This is a genomic window from Kitasatospora dryopteridis, from assembly GCF_050749075.1.
GTDB lineage: Bacteria > Actinomycetota > Actinomycetes > Streptomycetales > Streptomycetaceae > Kitasatospora.
In genome coordinates, this window is the sequence record NZ_CP192749.1 from 538904 (window position 1) to 555803 (window position 16900).

Here is a 16900-nt window from a genome sequence, read left to right on the forward strand (position 1 = left end):
CCGCACCGCCGTGGTGCCGGCAGGAACCGTAGCGGGTGTTGACGACACCGGGCCGGCCGCCGAACCCGCCCGCATGCTGCCGGGGCGCGAGGCACGGGCGAAGTCCGGTGGGGCGCAGGGGAATCGGGTTCCGCAATGATCTTCGCCCGATGTCTACCGACAGGTAACCGGGATGGGCCATCCTGCTCCCACCCTCGAACAAAGGAGCATGGGCATGGCAGGACGGTTCGGAGTGCGGCATCTCGCGGTCGTGGTGGCGACGGGCGGTGTGCTGATCGTCGGGGCGGCGCAGCCGGCCGCCGCCGCGGAACCCGCCCGGGGCGCGGACCAGGTGCAGACCCTCGGCCGCCCGAACGTACCGTACGAGACCTGGCTGAAGGACGTCCAGGTGGTCGCCGACGCCGCGGGCGCCTACGTGCAGGAGAGAGTGCCGCAGGCGCCGGCGGGCTACCGGCCCGCGGTCGTCCTCGACATCGACAACACCTCCCTGGAGACCGACTACACGCCGTCCTACCCGACGCCGGCGGTCGCGGCGGTGCTGAAGGTGGCGCAGGCGGCGCACGACCGCGGGGTGAAGGTCTTCTTCGTCACCGCCCGGCCGGACTTCATCGACGCCTTCACCCGGTACAACCTGACCAAGGTCGGCTACCCGGTCGACGGGCTGTACGGCCGGTCGCTGTTCGACCTCTTCCAGGAGACCTCGGCCTTCAAGACGGCGAAGCGCCAGGAGATCGAGCGCAGCGGTTACACGATCATCGCCAACATCGGCAACAACACCACCGACCTGGTGGGCGGTCACGCCGAGCGGACCTTCAAGCTGCCCGACTACGGCGGCGTGCTCTCCTGAGACCCGCCGGCCCCGGACGCCGCCCCCGGACCGCCCTGCTCGCGGCGGCCCCGGGGGGCGGCGTGGCAGGAAAGGAGTGGCGGCGTGCTCGGGTCGCGGTGTGGGCTGGACCGCGTGGAAGCGACCTGGGGAATCGAAGGGTGGAGGCCCTGCTGGCACGGCAGCGCCGCTGGGATTGCAGGCTGTGACGGGCAGTGGCTCGGCTCATTGGTCGGTGAGCGGGTCACCGGGCTTGGTGCGTCTGGATCGGCGAGGAGGACGAGTGGTTCGCCGACCTGCCCGTGATCCTCTCCATCGGCGGCCGACAGGCCGCGGTCCGCCGAGGCCGCCACGGGCTCAGTGCCAGAACGGGAAGCTCGGCATGGTCCGGCACGAGTCCTCCATCGGCTCGCCGACCTGCAAGGGGGCAGGTGACCCCATTCCCATGACGTAGAGCCAGGTCAGCCCCGCGGCGACGGCGAGCATCGCCGGCACCAGGTACCAACCGCTGCGCGGCAGCGGGGAGAGCACCGCGCCGAGCACCAGCAGCGCGACGACCATGAGGACCCACACGGAGCGGGCGGCCGCGGCCGCCCCGGAATCGGGCTCGTGATCCTGGGTCAGGCACCAGTGCCACGCCTCATCCACCCGGGCGTTGCCGAAGAGGACGCCCGTCGTGGCAATGAGCAGCGCTGCCGTGCTCCACACCGCAACCCACGCGCAGCCACCGGCACTCCCGCGTTCCTCCGGATATCCCATACCGCCCCCCGACCAATCGTCCTGTGCCTCGCGACGCACCCCGCCCGCTCCCGGTTCCCGAGCACGGACAACGGCGCAAGGAGCCCGCTCACGGCGAGGACACGCCTCGGAGACGCGCCGACTCCCTCCGGTACACATCCGTGACACTGTTCGATCATTTCGGCCGCAACCTGCGCGCCCCTCGACGCGTGTACCTCTCCGGAAGATCCGATGAAGGGGGGCCGTCGTGCGACGGACATCGATGGCGGGCGCGGCACTGGGCGGGGTTCTGCTGCTGACCGCGTGCAGTGGTGGCGGGGCCGGCGGCACCGGGGAGGCCTCCGGCGGGTCGGGGGGTACCGGCGGGGGCGGTGCGGCGAAGGCGTCCGCGGCCGTGCTGTCGATCGAGCCGAAGGACGGCGCGCAGAACGTGGCCCCGGGCGCGGTCAAGGTGTCGGTGGCGACGGGCAGGTTGACCGAGGTCGCTGTCACCGGCACGGACGGCAGGCCGGTCGAGGGCGCCATCGCCGCGGACGGCCTGACCTGGATCCCCGCCACCGGCGGGCTCGCGGTCGGCTCGGCCTACACCGTGAACGCCAAGGCCGTGGACGCCTCCGGCGTGGCGGCCACCGCCACCAGCAGCTTCACCACCCTGACCCCGACGAAGACCGCCAAGGTCGAGGACAACGTCGTCACGGGCCGGAAGTTCGGCGTCGGCATGATCATCTCGGTGCACTTCGGCGTGAAGGTCAAGAACAAGAAGGACGCCGAGAAGGCCATCACCGTGGAGGCCTCGGACGGCACCGAGGTCAGGGGTCACTGGTTCGAGAACGACACCCGCCTCGACCTGCGCCCCGCCGCCTACTGGAACCCCGGCACCACGGTGAAGATCCACCTGCGGACCAAGAGCGTGGAACTCGCACCCGGCGTGTACGGCGCGACCCAGCGCGACGAGAACTTCACCGTCGCCCGCTCCCGGATCAGCGAGGTCGACGCCCGCACCCACCAGATGGTGGTCAAGGAGGACGGCAAGCCCGACCAGACCATCCCGATCACCGCGGGCACCAACGACAACCCGTCCTGGAACGGCACCATGGTCATCTCCGCCATGAGCCGGATGGAGAAGATGACCTCCCGGGGCCAGGTCGGCCTCGTGGGCGAGGGCTACGACGCCGTCGAGCCGCACGCGATGCGTCTGACGACCAGCGGCACCTACCTGCACGGCAACCCGCAGTCCGGCGGAGCCGTCGGCCGGTCGAACATCAGCCACGGCTGCATCGGCATGGTCGACACCCCGGCCGGCGACGACAACTCCACCGCCGGCAAGGTCTACGCCGCCTCCCTCGTCGGCGACGTCGTCATCATCCGGAACTCCGTCAAGAAGCAGCCCCTCGACCCCGCCAACGGCCTCAGCGGCTGGACCATGCCCTGGGCCCAGTGGTGACCGCCGCCCGCACGGCCGCCGGCCGCTCGGCGCGGACCGAACCGGCGGGGGCAGGCACGGGCGGGGACGCGAAGACAGGAGCACGGGACGACAGAGGACCGAGCCGGCACCTGCGCCGCCGACCACGACGCGTGGTCGGCGGACGCGTGACGGCCTGATCCTCGCCGGGCGGGGGGCCTGACGAGTCCGGACTGTTCGTGCAGCCTCCCAGGAGGAGCGACAGGGACAGTGCGGCAGTCACCGCGCTGCTGAAGCGACGGCGTCTGTTCAGTGCGCTGGAACGATGCATCGACGCGGGTCTCCCTCAAACGACCTTCTGCCCGGGTCCGGCGGAGATGGCGCCCTTCCCGCTTCAGCGCTGACCCGGAGAAGCGGCGGACGGGGGCATGAGGCACCGAGTGTTGACCCGGAAGAGCAGGCGGTCGGTACCACCGCCTGTCTCGACGCTGACCAGGTAGCGGCCGTCGGTGTCGGCGGCGTCCAACAGCGCGGACGGCCGGCCTTCCCAGGTCTCCCGGTAGCCGTCGATGCTGAACTTCTGCCGCTCCAGTGCGGCGCGGATCTTCTTGACGGCCTCGGGATGATGCTGCAGGGGAACGGTGCTGTCGACCGCGTAGCTGAGGGTGTAGCGGCCGTCGTCGGCGACCTCGTCGTGCTTGCCGACGCAGTTGCCGAAGAACGGCTTCGCGGTGGTCGGTGTCAGCGTCACACCGGCGCTCTGCGCGAGGGACTCCGTCATGTGCTGCGCCCACGCCCGGGCGTCGGCCTTGGCCATGACGGGCAACGGGTCGTTCCTTCCCGGGGTGGACATGCATCCTCCGGCAGTCAGGGTGGTGAGGGCAGTCAGTACCAGGGCGGGGATCCGACGGACCGGTACAGCCGACGACGAAGAGCGCGGAGAGGCGTTGCGGGTGGCAGGCATGGTGGTCACCATCATCAGCGAGGCGGCGCGGTTGGGGACGAGCGGCGGCGGCTGCCCGGCACGCGAAGTTCGCTCGGCTCGACGCTGATCCGGTCGCTCACTGATCCCCCTGGTCTGTGACACGAACGCAGAGCCTAAGAAAGCGGTGTGACTCCTGGTATCCGTACAAGTACTCAACTCGGGACCCGTCGGCACACGGGACCCGGACAGCGTTACGCTGCAGGGCCCGGGCTCCCCTTCAGGAACGGACTCTCCCCATGGACCTCGCCTTCGCCGGCCGCGTCATCGAGTGGCGCGGGCCCTCGCCGTTCTACTTCGTCCCGGTGCCGGAGGAACAGTCCGCCGACATCCAGGAGATCGCCTCGCAGGCCACGTACGGCTGGGGCGCCATCCCCGTCGACGCCCGAATCGGGGACGTGGCCTTCGCCACCTCGCTCTTCCCGAAGGACGGCCGCTACCTGCTCCCGCTCAAGAGCGCCGTGCGCAAACCCCATGGCCTCGCGGCAGGCGACCGGGTGAGCGTCGAGATGACGGTCCGTCTCAACCGTTGACAGGCACAGGCATGGCCCCCGCCCGGAGGACCTGCCGTGGACAGGATCTCGGTTCCGCCGCGCCTTCGGCGGCCGAGCGGACTACCGCTGCCCCACCCTCGGCTCGCTCGGCCGACCGCTGAGCGGGTCCAGGGTGAAGACCGTGGTCTCCTTCTCCGTGGTCACCGTGATCCGGTCCGGCCCGGACCAGTCTGCGCTCTTGAAGTAGCCGCGCCCGTCGCCCTCCTCCCACACCCCCAGATCCCAGTGGCGGGCGGACCAGCCGCTGCCGGTCAGCAGCTCCACGTGGTAGACCGGGTCGATCGAGAAGGCGGTGTCGGTCACGGTCAACACGTGGTCGGGGTGGTTCGGGTCGGCCTTCCGGTCGACTGCCCGCCCGTCTCCGCCGAGCACAAACGACAGGAATCCGATCGGCAGCCCGACGGCGCCGAGTGCCACCAGGGCGGCCGCGCAGCCGAGCTGCGACCATCTGGTGCGGAACTCGAGCTCGATCACCGCCGAGGCCACGGTCAGCACGACGGCGGCCCCGAGCAGCACCACCGGGTGGTCGAACCAGCGCTCGACCTCCACCAGCCCGCCCGAGTGGGAGGCCTGAAAGCCCGGCAGGTACGCCAGGAGCGCCACCAACGCCAGACCCCTGAGCCACCACGCGATCCGCCTGCGACGTCTCGCTGCCATCCCCCCCCCGATGATCGTTTGAGCGGACTGTACTACGCGGCCTCCCTCTGCCGGTCTGGAGGTGGCGCCGGCCTGCGGCAGGGGTTTCCTGCCGCCGGCCGGGGGTGTGCTCGGGTTTCCGTCAGGAGGTGGACGGGGTCCAGTCGGCGGGCAGGCCGGACCGGGTGAGGACGGGCCCGGTCCGCCAGACAGCGCAGCAGTGCCGACCTCCCGATACCGCCCGGCCCGAGAACGTAGAACGCGAAGGGCGCCTCCGGGCCACCGGCCAGAGCCTCCCCGGAACGACCGAGTTCCTCCTCCCGGCCGATGGACGCCCGCTCCCGCGTCCTGCTCGGCCGCTCCCCCACCGAGGCCGTACCCGTTCCCCTCCCACAGCCCGGCACCTGTCCGGCACTCCCGCCCGGCCACGCGGTTCAAGAACCGCACAGGACGGGCAGGGCCGGACCACGGAGAATGGATCGGACGGGCCGCCGGTTCTCCGTCCGCACACTCGTCGTCCGCACAAGGAGCCACGATGTCCGACGCAACCCCTGCCGCCCCCGGGAACGAGCCCGGCGTTCGCGAACTCCGTCTGGTGGTGACGGCGGACGACTACGAGGAGGCGCTGCACTTCTACCGCGACGTACTCGGGCTGACCGAGCGCGGTGCCTTCGCCTCGCCCGGCGGCCGGGTGACCATCCTGGAGGCCGGACGCGCCACCTTGGAGATCACCGACCCGGGCAACGCCGCGTTCATCGACGAGGTCGAGGTCGGCCGGCGGGTGGCCGGCCACATCCGGGTGGCCTTCCAGGTCGACGACTCCACCGCCACCACCGCCGCGCTCGCTGCGGCCGGGGCCGAGGTGGTCGCCGAGCCGGTCCGCACACCGTGGAACTCGCTCAACTCCCGGCTGGAGGCACCCGGCGCCCTGCAGCTCACCCTCTTCACCGAACTCGGCGAAGAACAGTGACCCGCACCGAGGCCCACGGCCAGGGTGCCGCTACCCGGCGGCGAGGGTCTCCGGCCGGGCGCGCGCCCGGTCCTTGACCGGGACGGTCACGAACAGCGTCTCCTCGTTGGTTCTGGGCTGCTGTCGGCGACGACCTCGCTCGCCAGGGCGCAATTGCCGAGGACCGGGGCTCCGGCACGCGGCGGGCGAGCGCGGCACCCGAGGACGGAGCCGTACCTGAACTCCTCATCGCTCCCAGGAGCGCCACAAGCCCGAGTGACGGACTCGCCGCAGTGCAGTCCCTGCCCGGGGATGTGCCGCCCCACCCGGCCCGGCCGCCGCAGCGGCGCCCGGATCAGCGGGCGGGGCTCGCCGTGGCGGCCGGGGTCTCGCAGGTGCCGGGCGCGGCGTCGTGGTGTCCCGCCAGCCAGAAGCCGGCCAGGAGGCCCGCGACGGCCAGGACGCGGTGCCGGTTCTGCTTCCACCAGGACGGCGACCCGGCGGCCATGAAGCGCAGCTGGGTGTACTCCGGATGCACCTGTGGCGGTGCGTCCTTGAAAAGTCCCATCAGGTCAACTCCTCTCCCTTGAGGGGGATTGACGACCATACGCCCCATCCGTCCTTGATCGCCGGGATTATCGGACCTGCGGTGCCGGTACTCGGGGCCGGGACGGCGAATGCGGCCGCACCCGGGCCACCGTCCTCACGGCCCTCACCGCCGTCCGCAGCACCACCGAGCCCGCCAACCGCGTCGACATCTCCGCCGCCACCGCCAGCCACCACCTCAACGCCCTGCGCGCAGGCGGTCTGCTCCACGCAACCCGCGCCCCGGCCGACCCGCCACCGTCCGGGCCACCACCACCCGGCCCCGCCGAACCGGCCGGAACCGGCCCGGGCCAGTAGCCCGGCAGAGCCACGGCCGCCGCCGGGCGGCCCGTCCGGTGCAGTGCCGGACGGCCCGACCCGGCGGCGGCCTGATGCGACTGTCGGCCGGTCAGCGCTTGGTGATGCCGACGTGCCGGATGTTGACGGGCAGGTTCGGGAAGCCGTCGCCGGGGTTGTTCTGGTCGTCCTCGCCGCCCGCGGCGATCTTCTGCAGGACATCGAGCCCGGCCGTGACCTGCCCGAACGGCGTGTAGTTGGGCGAGAGCTTGGTGTCCTTCCAGACGAAGAAGAACTGGCTGCCGTTGGTGTTCGGACCGGCGTTGGCCATGGCGACCGTCCCGGCCGGGTAGGTGGCGCCCTCCAGGTTCTCGTCCGGGAACGAGTAGCCGGGCCCGCCGCTGCCGGTGCCGGTCGGATCGCCGCACTGCAGCACGAAGATCCGCTGGGTGGTGAGCCGGTGGCAGTGGCTGCGGTCGAAGTAGTCGTGCTCGGCCAGGAACCGGAACGAGAAGGTGGTGCACGGGGCCTTGTCGGTCAGCGCCTTGAAGGTGATCGGGCCCTGGCTGGTCCGCAGGGTCGCGCTGTACGGCTTCGCGGCCTTCTTCGCGTCGAAGACGGGGATGCCCTTGAAGTTGTCGGCCGGAACCGCCGGCGTGTAGCTGCAGGCAGTGGTCGCCGTGCCACCGCCGGCGGACGGCAGGGCGACCGCGGTGGTACTGGACAGGGCCAGCGGCAGGGTGGTCAGAGCGGTGAGCAGGGCCCAGGACTTGCGCTTCACGTGGCAGCCTTCCGGGTGGAGTTGGCGCGGACCCGTCATCCATGCCCCGCCCGGACGGCGGCCATGCGCCGCACGGACGGTGGCCGCGACGGGGGCTCCGGTTCGTCCAGCGTTCACGGTGCACTCGCCTGCCGGAGGAGGCCCGTTCGGCACGGGCCGGGACGGTGGTGCCGGCCTGTCAGAACGACCCCAGGACGGACTTCGTGACAGCATCACGCATGCCCCGGTGGCGCCGCAGCCTCCGCCTCTTCCTCGTCGCCGTCGCCGGCCCGGCGCTGGCCCTCGGGCCCCTCGCCGTGTCGCCGGCCCAGGCGGCCCCGGTGGACGACATCCGGATCAACGAAGTGGTGACCACCGGCAGCGTCAACGACTCGATCGAGCTCTACAACAAGGGCACCGCCGCGGTCGACGTGTCGGGCTGGGTCCTCAAGGACGACAACAACGGCTCGAACTACACGATCGCCTCCGGGACGGTGCTGGCCGCGGGCGGGTTCCGGGCCTTCGACGTCCACAACTCGTTCGGCCTGGGCTCCTCCGACAAGGCGCGGCTGTACCTGCCGGGCGGCAGCACGCTGGTCGACAGTTTCACCTGGAGCAGCCACTCCTCGCCGTCCTGGTCGCGCTGCCCGGACGGCACGGGCACGTTCGGGTCGGCGGCGCTGACCCTGGGCGCCGCCAACAGCTGCGGCGGCGGGGGCACGCCGGCGGCGTGGCCGGGCGGCAGCTCGATCGCGACGGCCGACGCCTCGAACGTGTTCGGCACGGATCTCAGCGGCCTCCACCAGGAGGGCGGCGTGATGTGGGGCGCGCAGAACTCCGGCAAGCTGTGGCGCCTGGTCCCGAACGGCTCCGGCGGCTGGCAGCCGGACACCGCCAACGGCTGGACCTCCGGCAAGACGCTGCGCTTCACCGGCGGCACCGGCACACCCGACAGCGAGGGCGTGACGGTCACCGGCTCCGGCTCGTCGGCCGGGGTGTTCGTGGCGAGCGAGCGCAACGGCGACGCCTCCGGCACCAGCCGGCTGTCGGTGCTGCGGTACGACGTGAGCGGCACGGGCACCACGCTGACCGCCGCCAAGGAGTGGAACCTGACGTCCGACCTGCCGTCGGTGGGCTCCAACCTGGGCTTCGAGGGCATCACCTGGGTCCCCGACACGGCGCTGACCGCGGCCGGCTTCAAGGACGAGTCGACGGGGGCCGCCTACAACCCGGCCGGGTACGGCACGCACACCGCCGGCGTGTTCTTCGTCGGCGTCGAGGGCACCGGCATGGTGTACGGCTACGTACTGCAGGACTCCGGCGCCTTCACCCGCGTCGCCTCGATCAGCAGCGGGATGGCCGGGGTGATGGAGGTGCAGTGGGAGCCCCAGGCCTCGCGCCTGTGGGTGGTCTGCGACGACACCTGCAGCGGCCAGCACCGGACGATGCAGGTCAACGCCTCCGGCGTGTTCGCCACCACTGCCGTCTACAACCGTCCGAGCGGCATGGCGAACATCAACAACGAGGGCTTCGCCCTGGCCGGGGCGGACGAGTGCACCGCCGGCTCCAAGCCGGTGTACTGGGCGGACGACAGCAACACCTCCGGCCACGCGCTGCGCCGGGGCACCGTCAGCTGCTGACACGGCGTCGGTGACCGCGGCCCCGGCCCTCTCGGCCGGGGCCGCCGTCGTGCGGGCCCGGGCGGGCGCCCTCGCCGTCAGCCGCCGAAGTTCAGCGCGTACAGGCTGCGCACGGAGTCCGCCGTCACGAAGTCCATCGGGACCGTGCCGAGCACCGGGCGGGAGGCGTGGTCGAGCCCGCCGAGGTAGCCGCGGAGCTTCGAGGCGGCGGCGTCGGCGGCCTGGCGCGGCCACAGGCCCCAGCCCGAGCTGGAGGTGAAGGTGAGGAACAGCCGGTTCGGGTCGCCGGAGGCCCGGGCGGCGTCCAGGTGCGCGGAGACCTCCGGCCACTTGCGGTTGTAGAAGTCGAAGATGGTGCCGATGTCGTAGTCGTCCTCGATGTCGGTGCGCGACCCGCCCCAGCGGATGCCCGGGAGCGCGCCGTTGTCGGCGAGCAGCACGATCCGGCCGCGGACCTCGCCGAGCCGCGGTATGCGGTCCTCGGTCCACATCAGGCCCGGCCAGCGCCGCTGGTAGTCGGCGAAGATCGCCCCGAAGTCGGCGTCCGGGACGCTGGAGTACTCCTGCTTGACCCGCATCACCACGGTCTCGCCCCGGTGTGCGGCGAGGAACGCGCCGACCTGGTTGAGCACGTCACCGAAGAAGATCTTCTGGAAGAACGACGAGTGGTGGATCGCGAACACCCCGTCGATCGCCCGGCACCGGATGTCCAGGAACCTCACACCGGCGGCCAGTTGGTCCGGGACACTGAGAGTCTGGGTCTGCACCAGCGCCCCGCCGTACAGGGCGCAGGTGTCGTGGGTGCCGGGGAGGGTGAGCCGGGACAGCACGGCGTCCGGGCCGAGTGCGCCGAGCCAGTCGGCGCCGCCGGGGACGCTCGCGGCCCGGACGGCGGAGGCCTGCGGCGCACCGAGCCCGAGCCCGGCACCGGCGAGCGTGGCGGCGAGCGCGGAGCGGGCGAACGTGCGTCTCGTGATCGGAGTGTCGGTCAGGAACAAGGTGACAACCTTCCGGTGAGGGTCCGACAGGTCATGAGCATGCCCATTATTGGCGCCCGCCCGGCCCCACGGCCATACCCGCGCGCGACAGCGACTTCCGGCCCCACCCGGGCCGGACCCTCGCCGGAACGCTCCGGTGGGCCGGGGGCGCCTATCCGCCCAATACCCGTACGCTGCACGGGACGTACCCACTCGAGTGGCAGCCGTACTCCGCCCGGGCCCGAGCCGGCGGGGAGTTCCGGTACCTCGCCGTCCCGGTCGCGGGCGCCGGGGTGGACGCCGCCGGGGTAGTGCTCCAGCGCCCAGCGCACGATCGCCTGGTTGAAGAGGTAGCCGTCCGGTCCGGCGTTGGCGAGCGAGACCACCACGAAGTTCCTTTCCGGCACCGGCAGCAGCTCGGAGAACTGGCCGTTGCCCGAGCCGCCGTGGCCGACCGTGTGCACGCCGTCCACGTCGCGCAGGAACCAGCCGATGCCGAAGGCGTCGCCGAGCGAGCTGCCGCGCAGCTCGACGGTCTGCTCCTTCATCCGGTGCAGCGCCTCGGCGGGCAGCACACCGTCCCCGGTGCCGGGCTGGAAGCGGGCCCAGCGCAGCAGGTCGCCGACCGAGGCCCGCAGTCCGCGTGAGGGCCGGCGTCCTCGGCCGGGTCACCCGCACGGCCGCTGCCACTGGCCGGTGCGGCGGGCCGCACCTTGACTGGTCGACAACCACGGACCCTCCCGGGGCCCGCGGGAATCCCGACCCCCGTACGAGCCGCCCGGCCAGCAGGCCCCCACCCGAAATCCCTCAGGACACGGCCGACCGAGCCACGGCGCAGCGGATGTCGGAGACCGTCCCCGAACCGAAGGACTCGACATGCTCCGGAACTCCGCGGTGAGCATCCTGGCCGCCCTGCTGCTGTCGGTCGTGCCGACGACCGCCCACGCCCGGGATTCGGCCGCCACCAGCCACGTGCGGACGCGACTCCTGAACCCGGCCGACACGGTGCAGATCCCGATCGGGACGCCCATCGCCCTCCTCTTCGTCGCCGCCGCCCTGATCTTCCTCCCCTCCACCTTCGACATCCCGGGCTGACCGACCGGCACCGGCCTCCGCCGCACCGGGCACTGCACCGGGCGGCGGCGCCGTCGCACGCCTCCGATATCCTCCCGGCATCGCGGAGGAGGGAACGTGTGAACGAGCGGGCCAGGAAGGCCGCCCCGTGGGTCGTCCTGATACTCGGCATCACCGGCCTCGTCGTCTACCGGCCGGAGCCGCGGGAGCACGGCGGGCCGGCCACGCACCGCCTGCCCGCCCCCGAGGCGGCGCCGGCCCTCGTCGCCCCGCCGACCGTCGACACCCCGCTGCCCGGCGGCGGGACGTCCCTCCACAGCCGGTGCGGCGAGAAGGGCTTCCACCTCCTCCCCCAGCCTCCGCCCGAGCCGGAGCAGCCGGAGCCGGAGCGCGAACCCGACCGCCCGGTGCCCGGGCCGCAGCTCACCCTCGGCTCGTACGGGTCGGTGTCCGAGGGCGCGCACGATCCGGGTCGCTTCGAGATCGGCCTGCTGCTCGCGGCGGGCCCGGGCGGGACGATGGACCTGCCCGACCGGCTGGCCCCGCAGGGCGTCGCCGTGGAGATCGAGGGCCCGGACGGACTGGTCGGCGGCGGGTACGGGCTGCGGGTGGAATTCGGCGAGGGGGCGAGCCGCAGCCCCGAGGGACACATCCGCCTCGGACCGGACGCGGCGAGCGGGATCGTGGTCCTCCCGGCCGAGGCCCTGTGCGCAGGACACGACCTCACGACCGTGACCGAGCGGCTGATGGCGCCCATCGACGCGCACAACACCATCGTCGGTCAGCCCCCGTACACGCTCACCGTCTCCTTCGCCCAGCCCGCGGTCGGGGAGTTGCGCCGCGAGGTGCGGGCCCCCGTCCGGGGCGAGGTGCTGAGCGCCGACAACCGGATGGACTTCCTGGACCTTCCGCCGCCGGCCTGATCGGTCGTCACGACCGGCCGCCCCGCCCACCTCACCGGCAACCCCTGCACCCGGGTCCGATTCTGCAGGCGCAAATCCCAAAGCTCCCGCACGAAATGAGGGAGAAAGCTCAAATCTCCTGCAAATCTATGCCGAACGTGACATCAGCCACTGCCGAGAAGCCTCGCCTGCCGTCAGGATGTGCCGTCAGCCCCGTGCCGCGGTGACCACTCTCACCACCGTCGCACCGGGGCGAAGCAGGACATCCCTCCCCTCACGAAGGCGAAACAACTCCATGAGTGACCGCACGACGACTGCGGCCGACCCGCTCGCCACCGGGGCGCCGACGGCCCCCTCCCCGCACGTCGACGCCGGAGACGCCGGGTACCGCAAGGACCTGAAGTCCCGTCACGTCAACATGATCGCCATCGGCGGCGCGATCGGCACCGGACTCTTCCTCGGCGCCGGCGGCCGCATGGCGAACGCGGGCCCCTCCCTCTTCATCGCGTACGCGGTCTGCGGTGTCTTCGCCTTCTTCGTGGTGCGCGCGCTCGGCGAGCTGGTCCTCTACCGGCCGTCCTCCGGTGCCTTCGTCTCCTACGCCCGCGAGTTCATGGGCGAGAAGGGCGCCTACACGGCGGGCTGGCTGTACTTCCTCAACTGGTCGACCACGGCCGTCGCCGACATCACGGCCGCCGCGACGTACGCCCACTTCTGGGCGATGTTCAGCAGCGTCCCGCAGTGGGTCCTGGCGCTGATCGCCCTCGCCGTCGTCCTCGCGGCCAACCTGATCTCGGTGAAGTACTTCGGCGAGATGGAGTTCTGGTTCGCGATCGTCAAGGTCGCCGCGCTGATCGCCTTCATGCTCGTCGGCATCTTCCTGGTCGTCACCCGGCACGAGGTCGGCGGCCACACCCCGGGCCTCGCCACCATCACCGACAACGGCGGGATCTTCCCCGGCGGTGTGATGCCGATGCTGCTGCTCGTCCAGGGCGTGGTCTTCGCGTACGCCTCCGTCGAGCTGTGCGGCGTCGCGGCCGGCGAGACCGAGCACCCCGAGAAGATCATGCCGAAGGCGATCAACTCCATCATGTGGCGCGTCGGCCTGTTCTACGTCGGCTCGGTCGTGCTGCTCGCCCTGCTGCTCCCGTACACCGCCTACTCCGGGGAGCAGAGCCCCTTCGTCACCGTCTTCGACAAGCTGGGCGTCCCCGGCGCGGCCGGCGTGATGAACCTGGTGGTCCTCACCGCCGCCCTCTCCAGCCTGAACTCCGGCCTCTACTCGACGGGCCGCATCCTGCGCTCGATGTCGGTGGCGGGCTCCGCGCCGAAGTTCACCGGCGTGATGAACAGGGGCGGCGTCCCCTACGGCGGCATCCTGCTGACCGCCGCGTTCGGCGTGCTCGGCGTGGTGCTGAACTACGTCATGCCGGGCGAGGCGTTCGAACTGGTCGTCAACTTCGCCTCGATCGGGATCCTCGGAACCTGGGCCATGATCATGGTCTGCTCGCTGCTGTTCTGGCGGCGCGCCGGGGACGGCAGGGTCACCCGGCCCGGCTACCGGCTGCCCTGGGCCCCGTGGACGCAGATCGTCACGCTGGGCTTCCTCGCCTCCGTGGTGGTGCTCATGTGGCTGGACGGCGGCGTGGGCCGCACCACCGTCGCCTGCCTCCCGCTGATCGCGGCAGCGCTGGTGGGCGGCTGGTTCCTGGTCCGCGGCCGGGTCCGGGCGACCGCGGAGGCCCACCGGGGCTGACGGCACGACCGGCACGACCGGGCCCCTGCGGGAAGCGTCCCGCAGGGGCCCGGCCGGTGCGTGCGGCTCATTGCCTGAGAGCGGCTCATTGCCTGAGATAGGCCAGCACGGCCAGCACCCGGCGGTTGTCGTCCGCCGACGGGCCGATCCGGAGCTTGGTCAGGATGCTCGCGATGTGCTTGGCGACGGCGCTCTCGCTGATGTGGAGGGTGTGCGCGATCGCGGCGTTCGACCTGCCCTCCGCCATCAGCTCCAGGACGTCGCGCTCACGCGGCGTCAGACCGCCGATCGTGCCCCGGGCGTCGCCGCGCGTCAGCAGGCGGGAGATGACCTGGGGGTCCATCACCGTGCCGCCGGCGGCGACGCGGCGGACCGAGTCGACGAACTGCTCGGTGTTGGTGACCCGGTCCTTGAGCAGGTACCCGACGGCTCCCTCCCCGGTGGCCAGCAGTTCGTTGGCGTAGAGCGGCTCGACGTACTGGGAGAGCACGAGGACGGGCAGGCCGGGCCGCCGGCGGCGGGCCTCCAGGGCCGCCTGCAGGCCCTCGTCGGTGAAGGTCGGCGGCAGCCGCACGTCCACCACGGCGACGTCCGGCGCCGTGTCGCCCGCGTCGAGCAGGGCGCGCAGCAGGGACGGACCGTTGTCCACCGCCACGACCTCGCAGCCGTGTTCCCGGAGGGTGCGGGTCAGCCCGTCCCTCAGCAGGAAGAGGTCTTCGGCGAGGACAACGCGCACGGTATCTCCAGGGTCACGGTGGTCGGTCCGCCCGGCGGGCTGTGCAGGGCGAGGGTGCCGTCGAAGGTGTCCAGGCGCTGCCGCACCCCGGCCAGCCCGGTGCCCCCGGCGGGGTCGGCGCCGCCGCGCCCGTCGTCGGCGACGACGACGCGCAGCAGGCCGTCCCCGTGCGTCAGGGCGATGCGGACCTCGCGGGCCCCGGAGTGCTTGGCGGCGTTCGTCATCGCCTCGGCGACGGCGAAGTAGGCCGCGGACTCGACGGGTGCCGGGAGCCGTGCCGGCAGCCTGGCGTCGACGTGGACGTCCAGGAAGCTGTCGAACGCCAGCGAGCGGACCGCGTCGCCGAGGCCGCGGTCGGCCAGGACGGGCGGGTGGATGCCGTGGACGAGGTCGCGCAGGTCCTGCAGGGCCCGTTCGGAGGTCCGGCGGACGTCCTGCAGGAGTTCGCGGGCCGCCGCCGGGTCGGTCTCGAGCGCCCGGGTGGCCCGGTCCAGCGTCATCCCCAGGGCGACCAGCCGGGCCTGCGCGCCGTCGTGCAGGTCCCGTTCGAGGCGGCGCAGTTCGGCGGCCAGGGTGTCGTGGGCGCGGCCGCGGGTGTCGGTGAGGTGCTCGATCCGCCGGTTCAGCCGGGTGCTGCGCGCCGGTGCGAGCAGCACCCGGCCCGTCCGGGCGTGCAGTCGCAGCACGGCGGGGGCGACGAGGAGGCCGCCGGCGGCGAGGGCCAGGCCCAGCAGCAGTGCGGCGAGCACGGTCGCGGTGCTGCGGACCGGGACGAAGGCGTACCAGTTTCCGTCGCCGAGGGCCCGCCAGACGAACGGCTGCACCAGGGCGCCGAACGCCCCGTACTCGACCAGCGCCAGGGGGACGGCGACCAGGAGGCCGCCGGTCACCGGCTCCAGCCAGGCCCACGCCAGGTCGCGCCAGAACCCGTCGTCGGCGAGGACCGCGCCCGCCTGCCTGCGGGCCGGACCGGTGCGGTCCGCGGGCAGCGGGTCGGGCGGGTCGATCCGGACGCCCGTCCACCGGGCGGCGCGGGCCCGCGAGCGGTCGGACAGTGCGCGCAGAGCCCGTGCGGCGGGCGGCAGCAGCCGGAGGCCGACGCCCACCGGCACCAGCAGGAGGGCGAGCGAGACCAGCGCGCCGACCGCCGACGCGGCGAGCGCGTGCAGGCTCGCCAGTTGGCACCGGCCGACCGCGACACAGGCGCGGGAGAGGGCCGCACGGGGCTTGTCGAGCATCGCGGCTTATCGGACGTTTTCCATGATCCTCGGGAGCCTAGCCGGTGTCGGCGCCGTCCTCCACCCCCGCCTGACGCCCCACCAGGTCCACAGGGCTGCCGCCGCCAGGCACGAGGCGCCGAACAGGACCATGGGCAGCACCGCGCCGGACTCCTCGTCCATCAGCAGCAGCATGGCGAGGTTGACCAGGGCGTGGAATCCCCCCGCGAGCGGGAGCCCGGAGATCCCGGCGCCGTCGAGGGCCCATCCCAGCACGACCGACATCGACACCGCGGCCGCCAGGAACGCACCCGCGTACACGGGGTGCTGCGCGAAGACCTGGACGTGCCAGACGCCCCACGCCGTTCCGACCGCGGTCGAGGCCGCGAGGAGGCCGAGCCGGGTGCGCAGCATCGGCTGCAGGAAACAGCGCCAGCCGATCTCCTCGCCGCACGCGCCGACCAGTTGCGCCGCGGCGATCAGTGCGAACGGGGCGCCGGGGCGGTTCGGCCGGGCGTCCCCGGTGAGGGCCGCGTACGCGCCCGCGGCCACCACGACGACCAGCGGTGCCGTGGCGAGCAGGAGTGCCCCACGGCCGCGGCCTCCCCGTCCCGGCAGGCCACCGGTCAGCAGTGCCCGCACCCGCCCCGGCCGCAGCAGCGCGGCGGCCGCCACCCCGAGGGCCGGCCCGAACTGCGTCAGCTGGACGACCTCCGGGGGTATCGGGGTCGCGGGTTGGAGTGCGCCGAGCAGGCCGGCGGCGAGGAAGGCGACGACGAGGAACAGGGCTGTCGCCGTGGTGTCCACGGGTGTCTTTCGCATGGCACCGACGATGCCGGGCCGCGGGGCCGCTGCCATTGCAGCTGGAT

The 16900-nt window shown here is 72.5% G+C and carries 17 protein-coding genes and 2 pseudogenes; 9 read left to right on the forward strand and 10 right to left on the reverse strand.

Annotation, left to right across the window (positions count from 1 at the left end; genetic code table 11):
* The first annotated feature begins 214 nt into the window (after positions 1–214).
* Complete coding sequence (locus ACQ614_RS02260) at positions 215–847, forward strand: HAD family acid phosphatase (protein WP_431676446.1); 633 nt, start codon at positions 215–217, stop codon at positions 845–847.
* Positions 848–1183: 336 nt separating this feature from the next.
* Here ACQ614_RS02260 and ACQ614_RS02265 read toward each other — a convergent pair whose 3' ends face one another.
* On the reverse strand, positions 1184–1534 hold the full coding sequence (locus tag ACQ614_RS02265) for a hypothetical protein (RefSeq protein WP_431676447.1): 351 nt from the start codon (positions 1532–1534) through the stop codon (positions 1184–1186).
* 277 nt (positions 1535–1811) lie between these two features.
* Here ACQ614_RS02265 and ACQ614_RS02270 point away from each other — a divergent pair, with 277 nt between their 5' ends.
* A complete protein-coding gene (locus ACQ614_RS02270) occupies positions 1812–3008 on the forward strand; it encodes an Ig-like domain-containing protein (RefSeq protein ID WP_431676448.1) in 1197 nt (398 codons plus the stop codon).
* Positions 3009–3360: 352 nt separating this feature from the next.
* On the opposite strand, the gene ACQ614_RS02275 is transcribed toward ACQ614_RS02270, so the two are convergent.
* Positions 3361–3819, reverse strand: coding sequence for a hypothetical protein (locus ACQ614_RS02275; RefSeq protein ID WP_431676449.1), 459 nt, complete (start codon positions 3817–3819; stop codon positions 3361–3363).
* Positions 3820–4187: 368 nt separating this feature from the next.
* Here ACQ614_RS02275 and ACQ614_RS02280 point away from each other — a divergent pair, with 368 nt between their 5' ends.
* Positions 4188–4481 (forward strand): DUF1905 domain-containing protein, encoded by a 294-nt coding sequence (locus ACQ614_RS02280; protein WP_431676450.1) that lies wholly within the window; start codon positions 4188–4190, stop codon positions 4479–4481.
* Between the two features lie 81 nt (positions 4482–4562).
* Here ACQ614_RS02280 and ACQ614_RS02285 read toward each other — a convergent pair whose 3' ends face one another.
* A complete protein-coding gene (locus ACQ614_RS02285; RefSeq protein WP_431676451.1) occupies positions 4563–5159 on the reverse strand; it encodes a hypothetical protein in 597 nt (198 codons plus the stop codon).
* Positions 5160–5673: 514 nt separating this feature from the next.
* Between ACQ614_RS02285 and ACQ614_RS02290 the strand changes: the two genes are divergently transcribed.
* Entirely contained in the window at positions 5674–6108 is a 435-nt protein-coding gene (locus ACQ614_RS02290; RefSeq protein WP_431676452.1) for a VOC family protein, read from the forward strand.
* Between the two features lie 334 nt (positions 6109–6442).
* Here ACQ614_RS02290 and ACQ614_RS02295 read toward each other — a convergent pair whose 3' ends face one another.
* Positions 6443–6655, reverse strand: coding sequence for a hypothetical protein (locus tag ACQ614_RS02295; protein ID WP_363492991.1), 213 nt, complete (start codon positions 6653–6655; stop codon positions 6443–6445).
* A gap of 131 nt (positions 6656–6786) precedes the next feature.
* Between ACQ614_RS02295 and ACQ614_RS02300 the strand changes: the two are divergent.
* Positions 6787–6990 (forward strand): annotated as a pseudogene (locus ACQ614_RS02300) (helix-turn-helix domain-containing protein); the annotation flags it as partial.
* A gap of 91 nt (positions 6991–7081) precedes the next feature.
* Here ACQ614_RS02300 and ACQ614_RS02305 read toward each other — a convergent pair.
* A complete protein-coding gene (locus ACQ614_RS02305; protein ID WP_431676453.1) occupies positions 7082–7750 on the reverse strand; it encodes a peptidylprolyl isomerase in 669 nt (222 codons plus the stop codon).
* A gap of 203 nt (positions 7751–7953) precedes the next feature.
* Between ACQ614_RS02305 and ACQ614_RS02310 the strand changes: the two genes are divergently transcribed.
* Positions 7954–9369 (forward strand): lamin tail domain-containing protein, encoded by a 1416-nt coding sequence (locus ACQ614_RS02310; RefSeq protein ID WP_431676454.1) that lies wholly within the window; start codon positions 7954–7956, stop codon positions 9367–9369.
* Between the two features lie 77 nt (positions 9370–9446).
* On the opposite strand, the gene ACQ614_RS02315 is transcribed toward ACQ614_RS02310, so the two are convergent.
* On the reverse strand, positions 9447–10367 hold the full coding sequence (locus tag ACQ614_RS02315; protein ID WP_431676455.1) for a phosphatidylinositol-specific phospholipase C: 921 nt from the start codon (positions 10365–10367) through the stop codon (positions 9447–9449).
* A pseudogene (locus ACQ614_RS02320) lies at positions 10358–10987 on the reverse strand (serine hydrolase); the annotation flags it as partial. The gene ACQ614_RS02315 and the pseudogene ACQ614_RS02320, both read right to left, overlap by 10 nt.
* Positions 10988–11222: 235 nt before the next feature.
* On the opposite strand from ACQ614_RS02320, the gene ACQ614_RS02325 reads away from it, so the two are divergent.
* The 3 genes from ACQ614_RS02325 (at position 11223) to ACQ614_RS02335 (ending at position 14078) form a co-directional block, all read left to right on the forward strand.
* Entirely contained in the window at positions 11223–11441 is a 219-nt protein-coding gene (locus tag ACQ614_RS02325; protein ID WP_431676456.1) for a hypothetical protein, read from the forward strand.
* A gap of 98 nt (positions 11442–11539) precedes the next feature.
* Positions 11540–12343, forward strand: coding sequence for a hypothetical protein (locus ACQ614_RS02330; protein WP_431676457.1), 804 nt, complete (start codon positions 11540–11542; stop codon positions 12341–12343).
* A gap of 274 nt (positions 12344–12617) precedes the next feature.
* Positions 12618–14078 carry an amino acid permease gene (locus ACQ614_RS02335; protein WP_431676458.1) on the forward strand — a complete coding sequence of 487 codons (1461 nt, stop codon included), beginning with the start codon at positions 12618–12620 and terminating at the stop codon, positions 14076–14078.
* Positions 14079–14163: 85 nt separating this feature from the next.
* On the opposite strand, the gene ACQ614_RS02340 is transcribed toward ACQ614_RS02335, so the two are convergent.
* From ACQ614_RS02340 to ACQ614_RS02350, 3 genes are read right to left on the reverse strand one after another with little or no spacing between them, the layout of a single operon-like run.
* The gene (locus tag ACQ614_RS02340) at positions 14164–14814 is read right to left on the reverse strand and encodes a response regulator transcription factor (protein WP_431676459.1); all 651 of its coding nucleotides are present in this window, start codon (positions 14812–14814) and stop codon (positions 14164–14166) included.
* Entirely contained in the window at positions 14778–16052 is a 1275-nt protein-coding gene (locus ACQ614_RS02345) for a sensor histidine kinase (RefSeq protein ID WP_431676460.1), read from the reverse strand. The genes ACQ614_RS02340 and ACQ614_RS02345 overlap by 37 nt, the downstream gene beginning before the upstream one ends.
* Positions 16053–16058: 6 nt before the next feature.
* Positions 16059–16853: a CPBP family intramembrane glutamic endopeptidase gene (locus tag ACQ614_RS02350; protein WP_431676461.1), complete on the reverse strand. Its 795-nt coding sequence runs from the start codon at positions 16851–16853 to the stop codon at positions 16059–16061.
* Positions 16854–16900: the final 47 nt, after the last annotated feature.

What these genes read in the sequence shown, in the direction of transcription:
- ACQ614_RS02260 (WP_431676446.1), top strand. Translation starts at nt 215, where the DNA reads ATGGCAGGACGGTTCGGAGTGCGGCATCTCGCGGTCGTGGTGGCGACG.
- ACQ614_RS02275 (WP_431676449.1), bottom strand. Translation starts at nt 3,819, where the DNA reads ATGTCCACCCCGGGAAGGAACGACCCGTTGCCCGTCATGGCCAAGGCC.
- ACQ614_RS02280 (WP_431676450.1), top strand. Translation starts at nt 4,188, where the DNA reads ATGGACCTCGCCTTCGCCGGCCGCGTCATCGAGTGGCGCGGGCCCTCG.
- ACQ614_RS02285 (WP_431676451.1), bottom strand. Translation starts at nt 5,159, where the DNA reads ATGGCAGCGAGACGTCGCAGGCGGATCGCGTGGTGGCTCAGGGGTCTG.
- ACQ614_RS02290 (WP_431676452.1), top strand. Translation starts at nt 5,674, where the DNA reads ATGTCCGACGCAACCCCTGCCGCCCCCGGGAACGAGCCCGGCGTTCGC.
- ACQ614_RS02295 (WP_363492991.1), bottom strand. Translation starts at nt 6,655, where the DNA reads ATGGGACTTTTCAAGGACGCACCGCCACAGGTGCATCCGGAGTACACC.
- ACQ614_RS02325 (WP_431676456.1), top strand. Translation starts at nt 11,223, where the DNA reads ATGCTCCGGAACTCCGCGGTGAGCATCCTGGCCGCCCTGCTGCTGTCG.
- ACQ614_RS02335 (WP_431676458.1), top strand. Translation starts at nt 12,618, where the DNA reads ATGAGTGACCGCACGACGACTGCGGCCGACCCGCTCGCCACCGGGGCG.
- ACQ614_RS02345 (WP_431676460.1), bottom strand. Translation starts at nt 16,052, where the DNA reads ATGCTCGACAAGCCCCGTGCGGCCCTCTCCCGCGCCTGTGTCGCGGTC.
- ACQ614_RS02350 (WP_431676461.1), bottom strand. Translation starts at nt 16,853, where the DNA reads ATGCGAAAGACACCCGTGGACACCACGGCGACAGCCCTGTTCCTCGTC.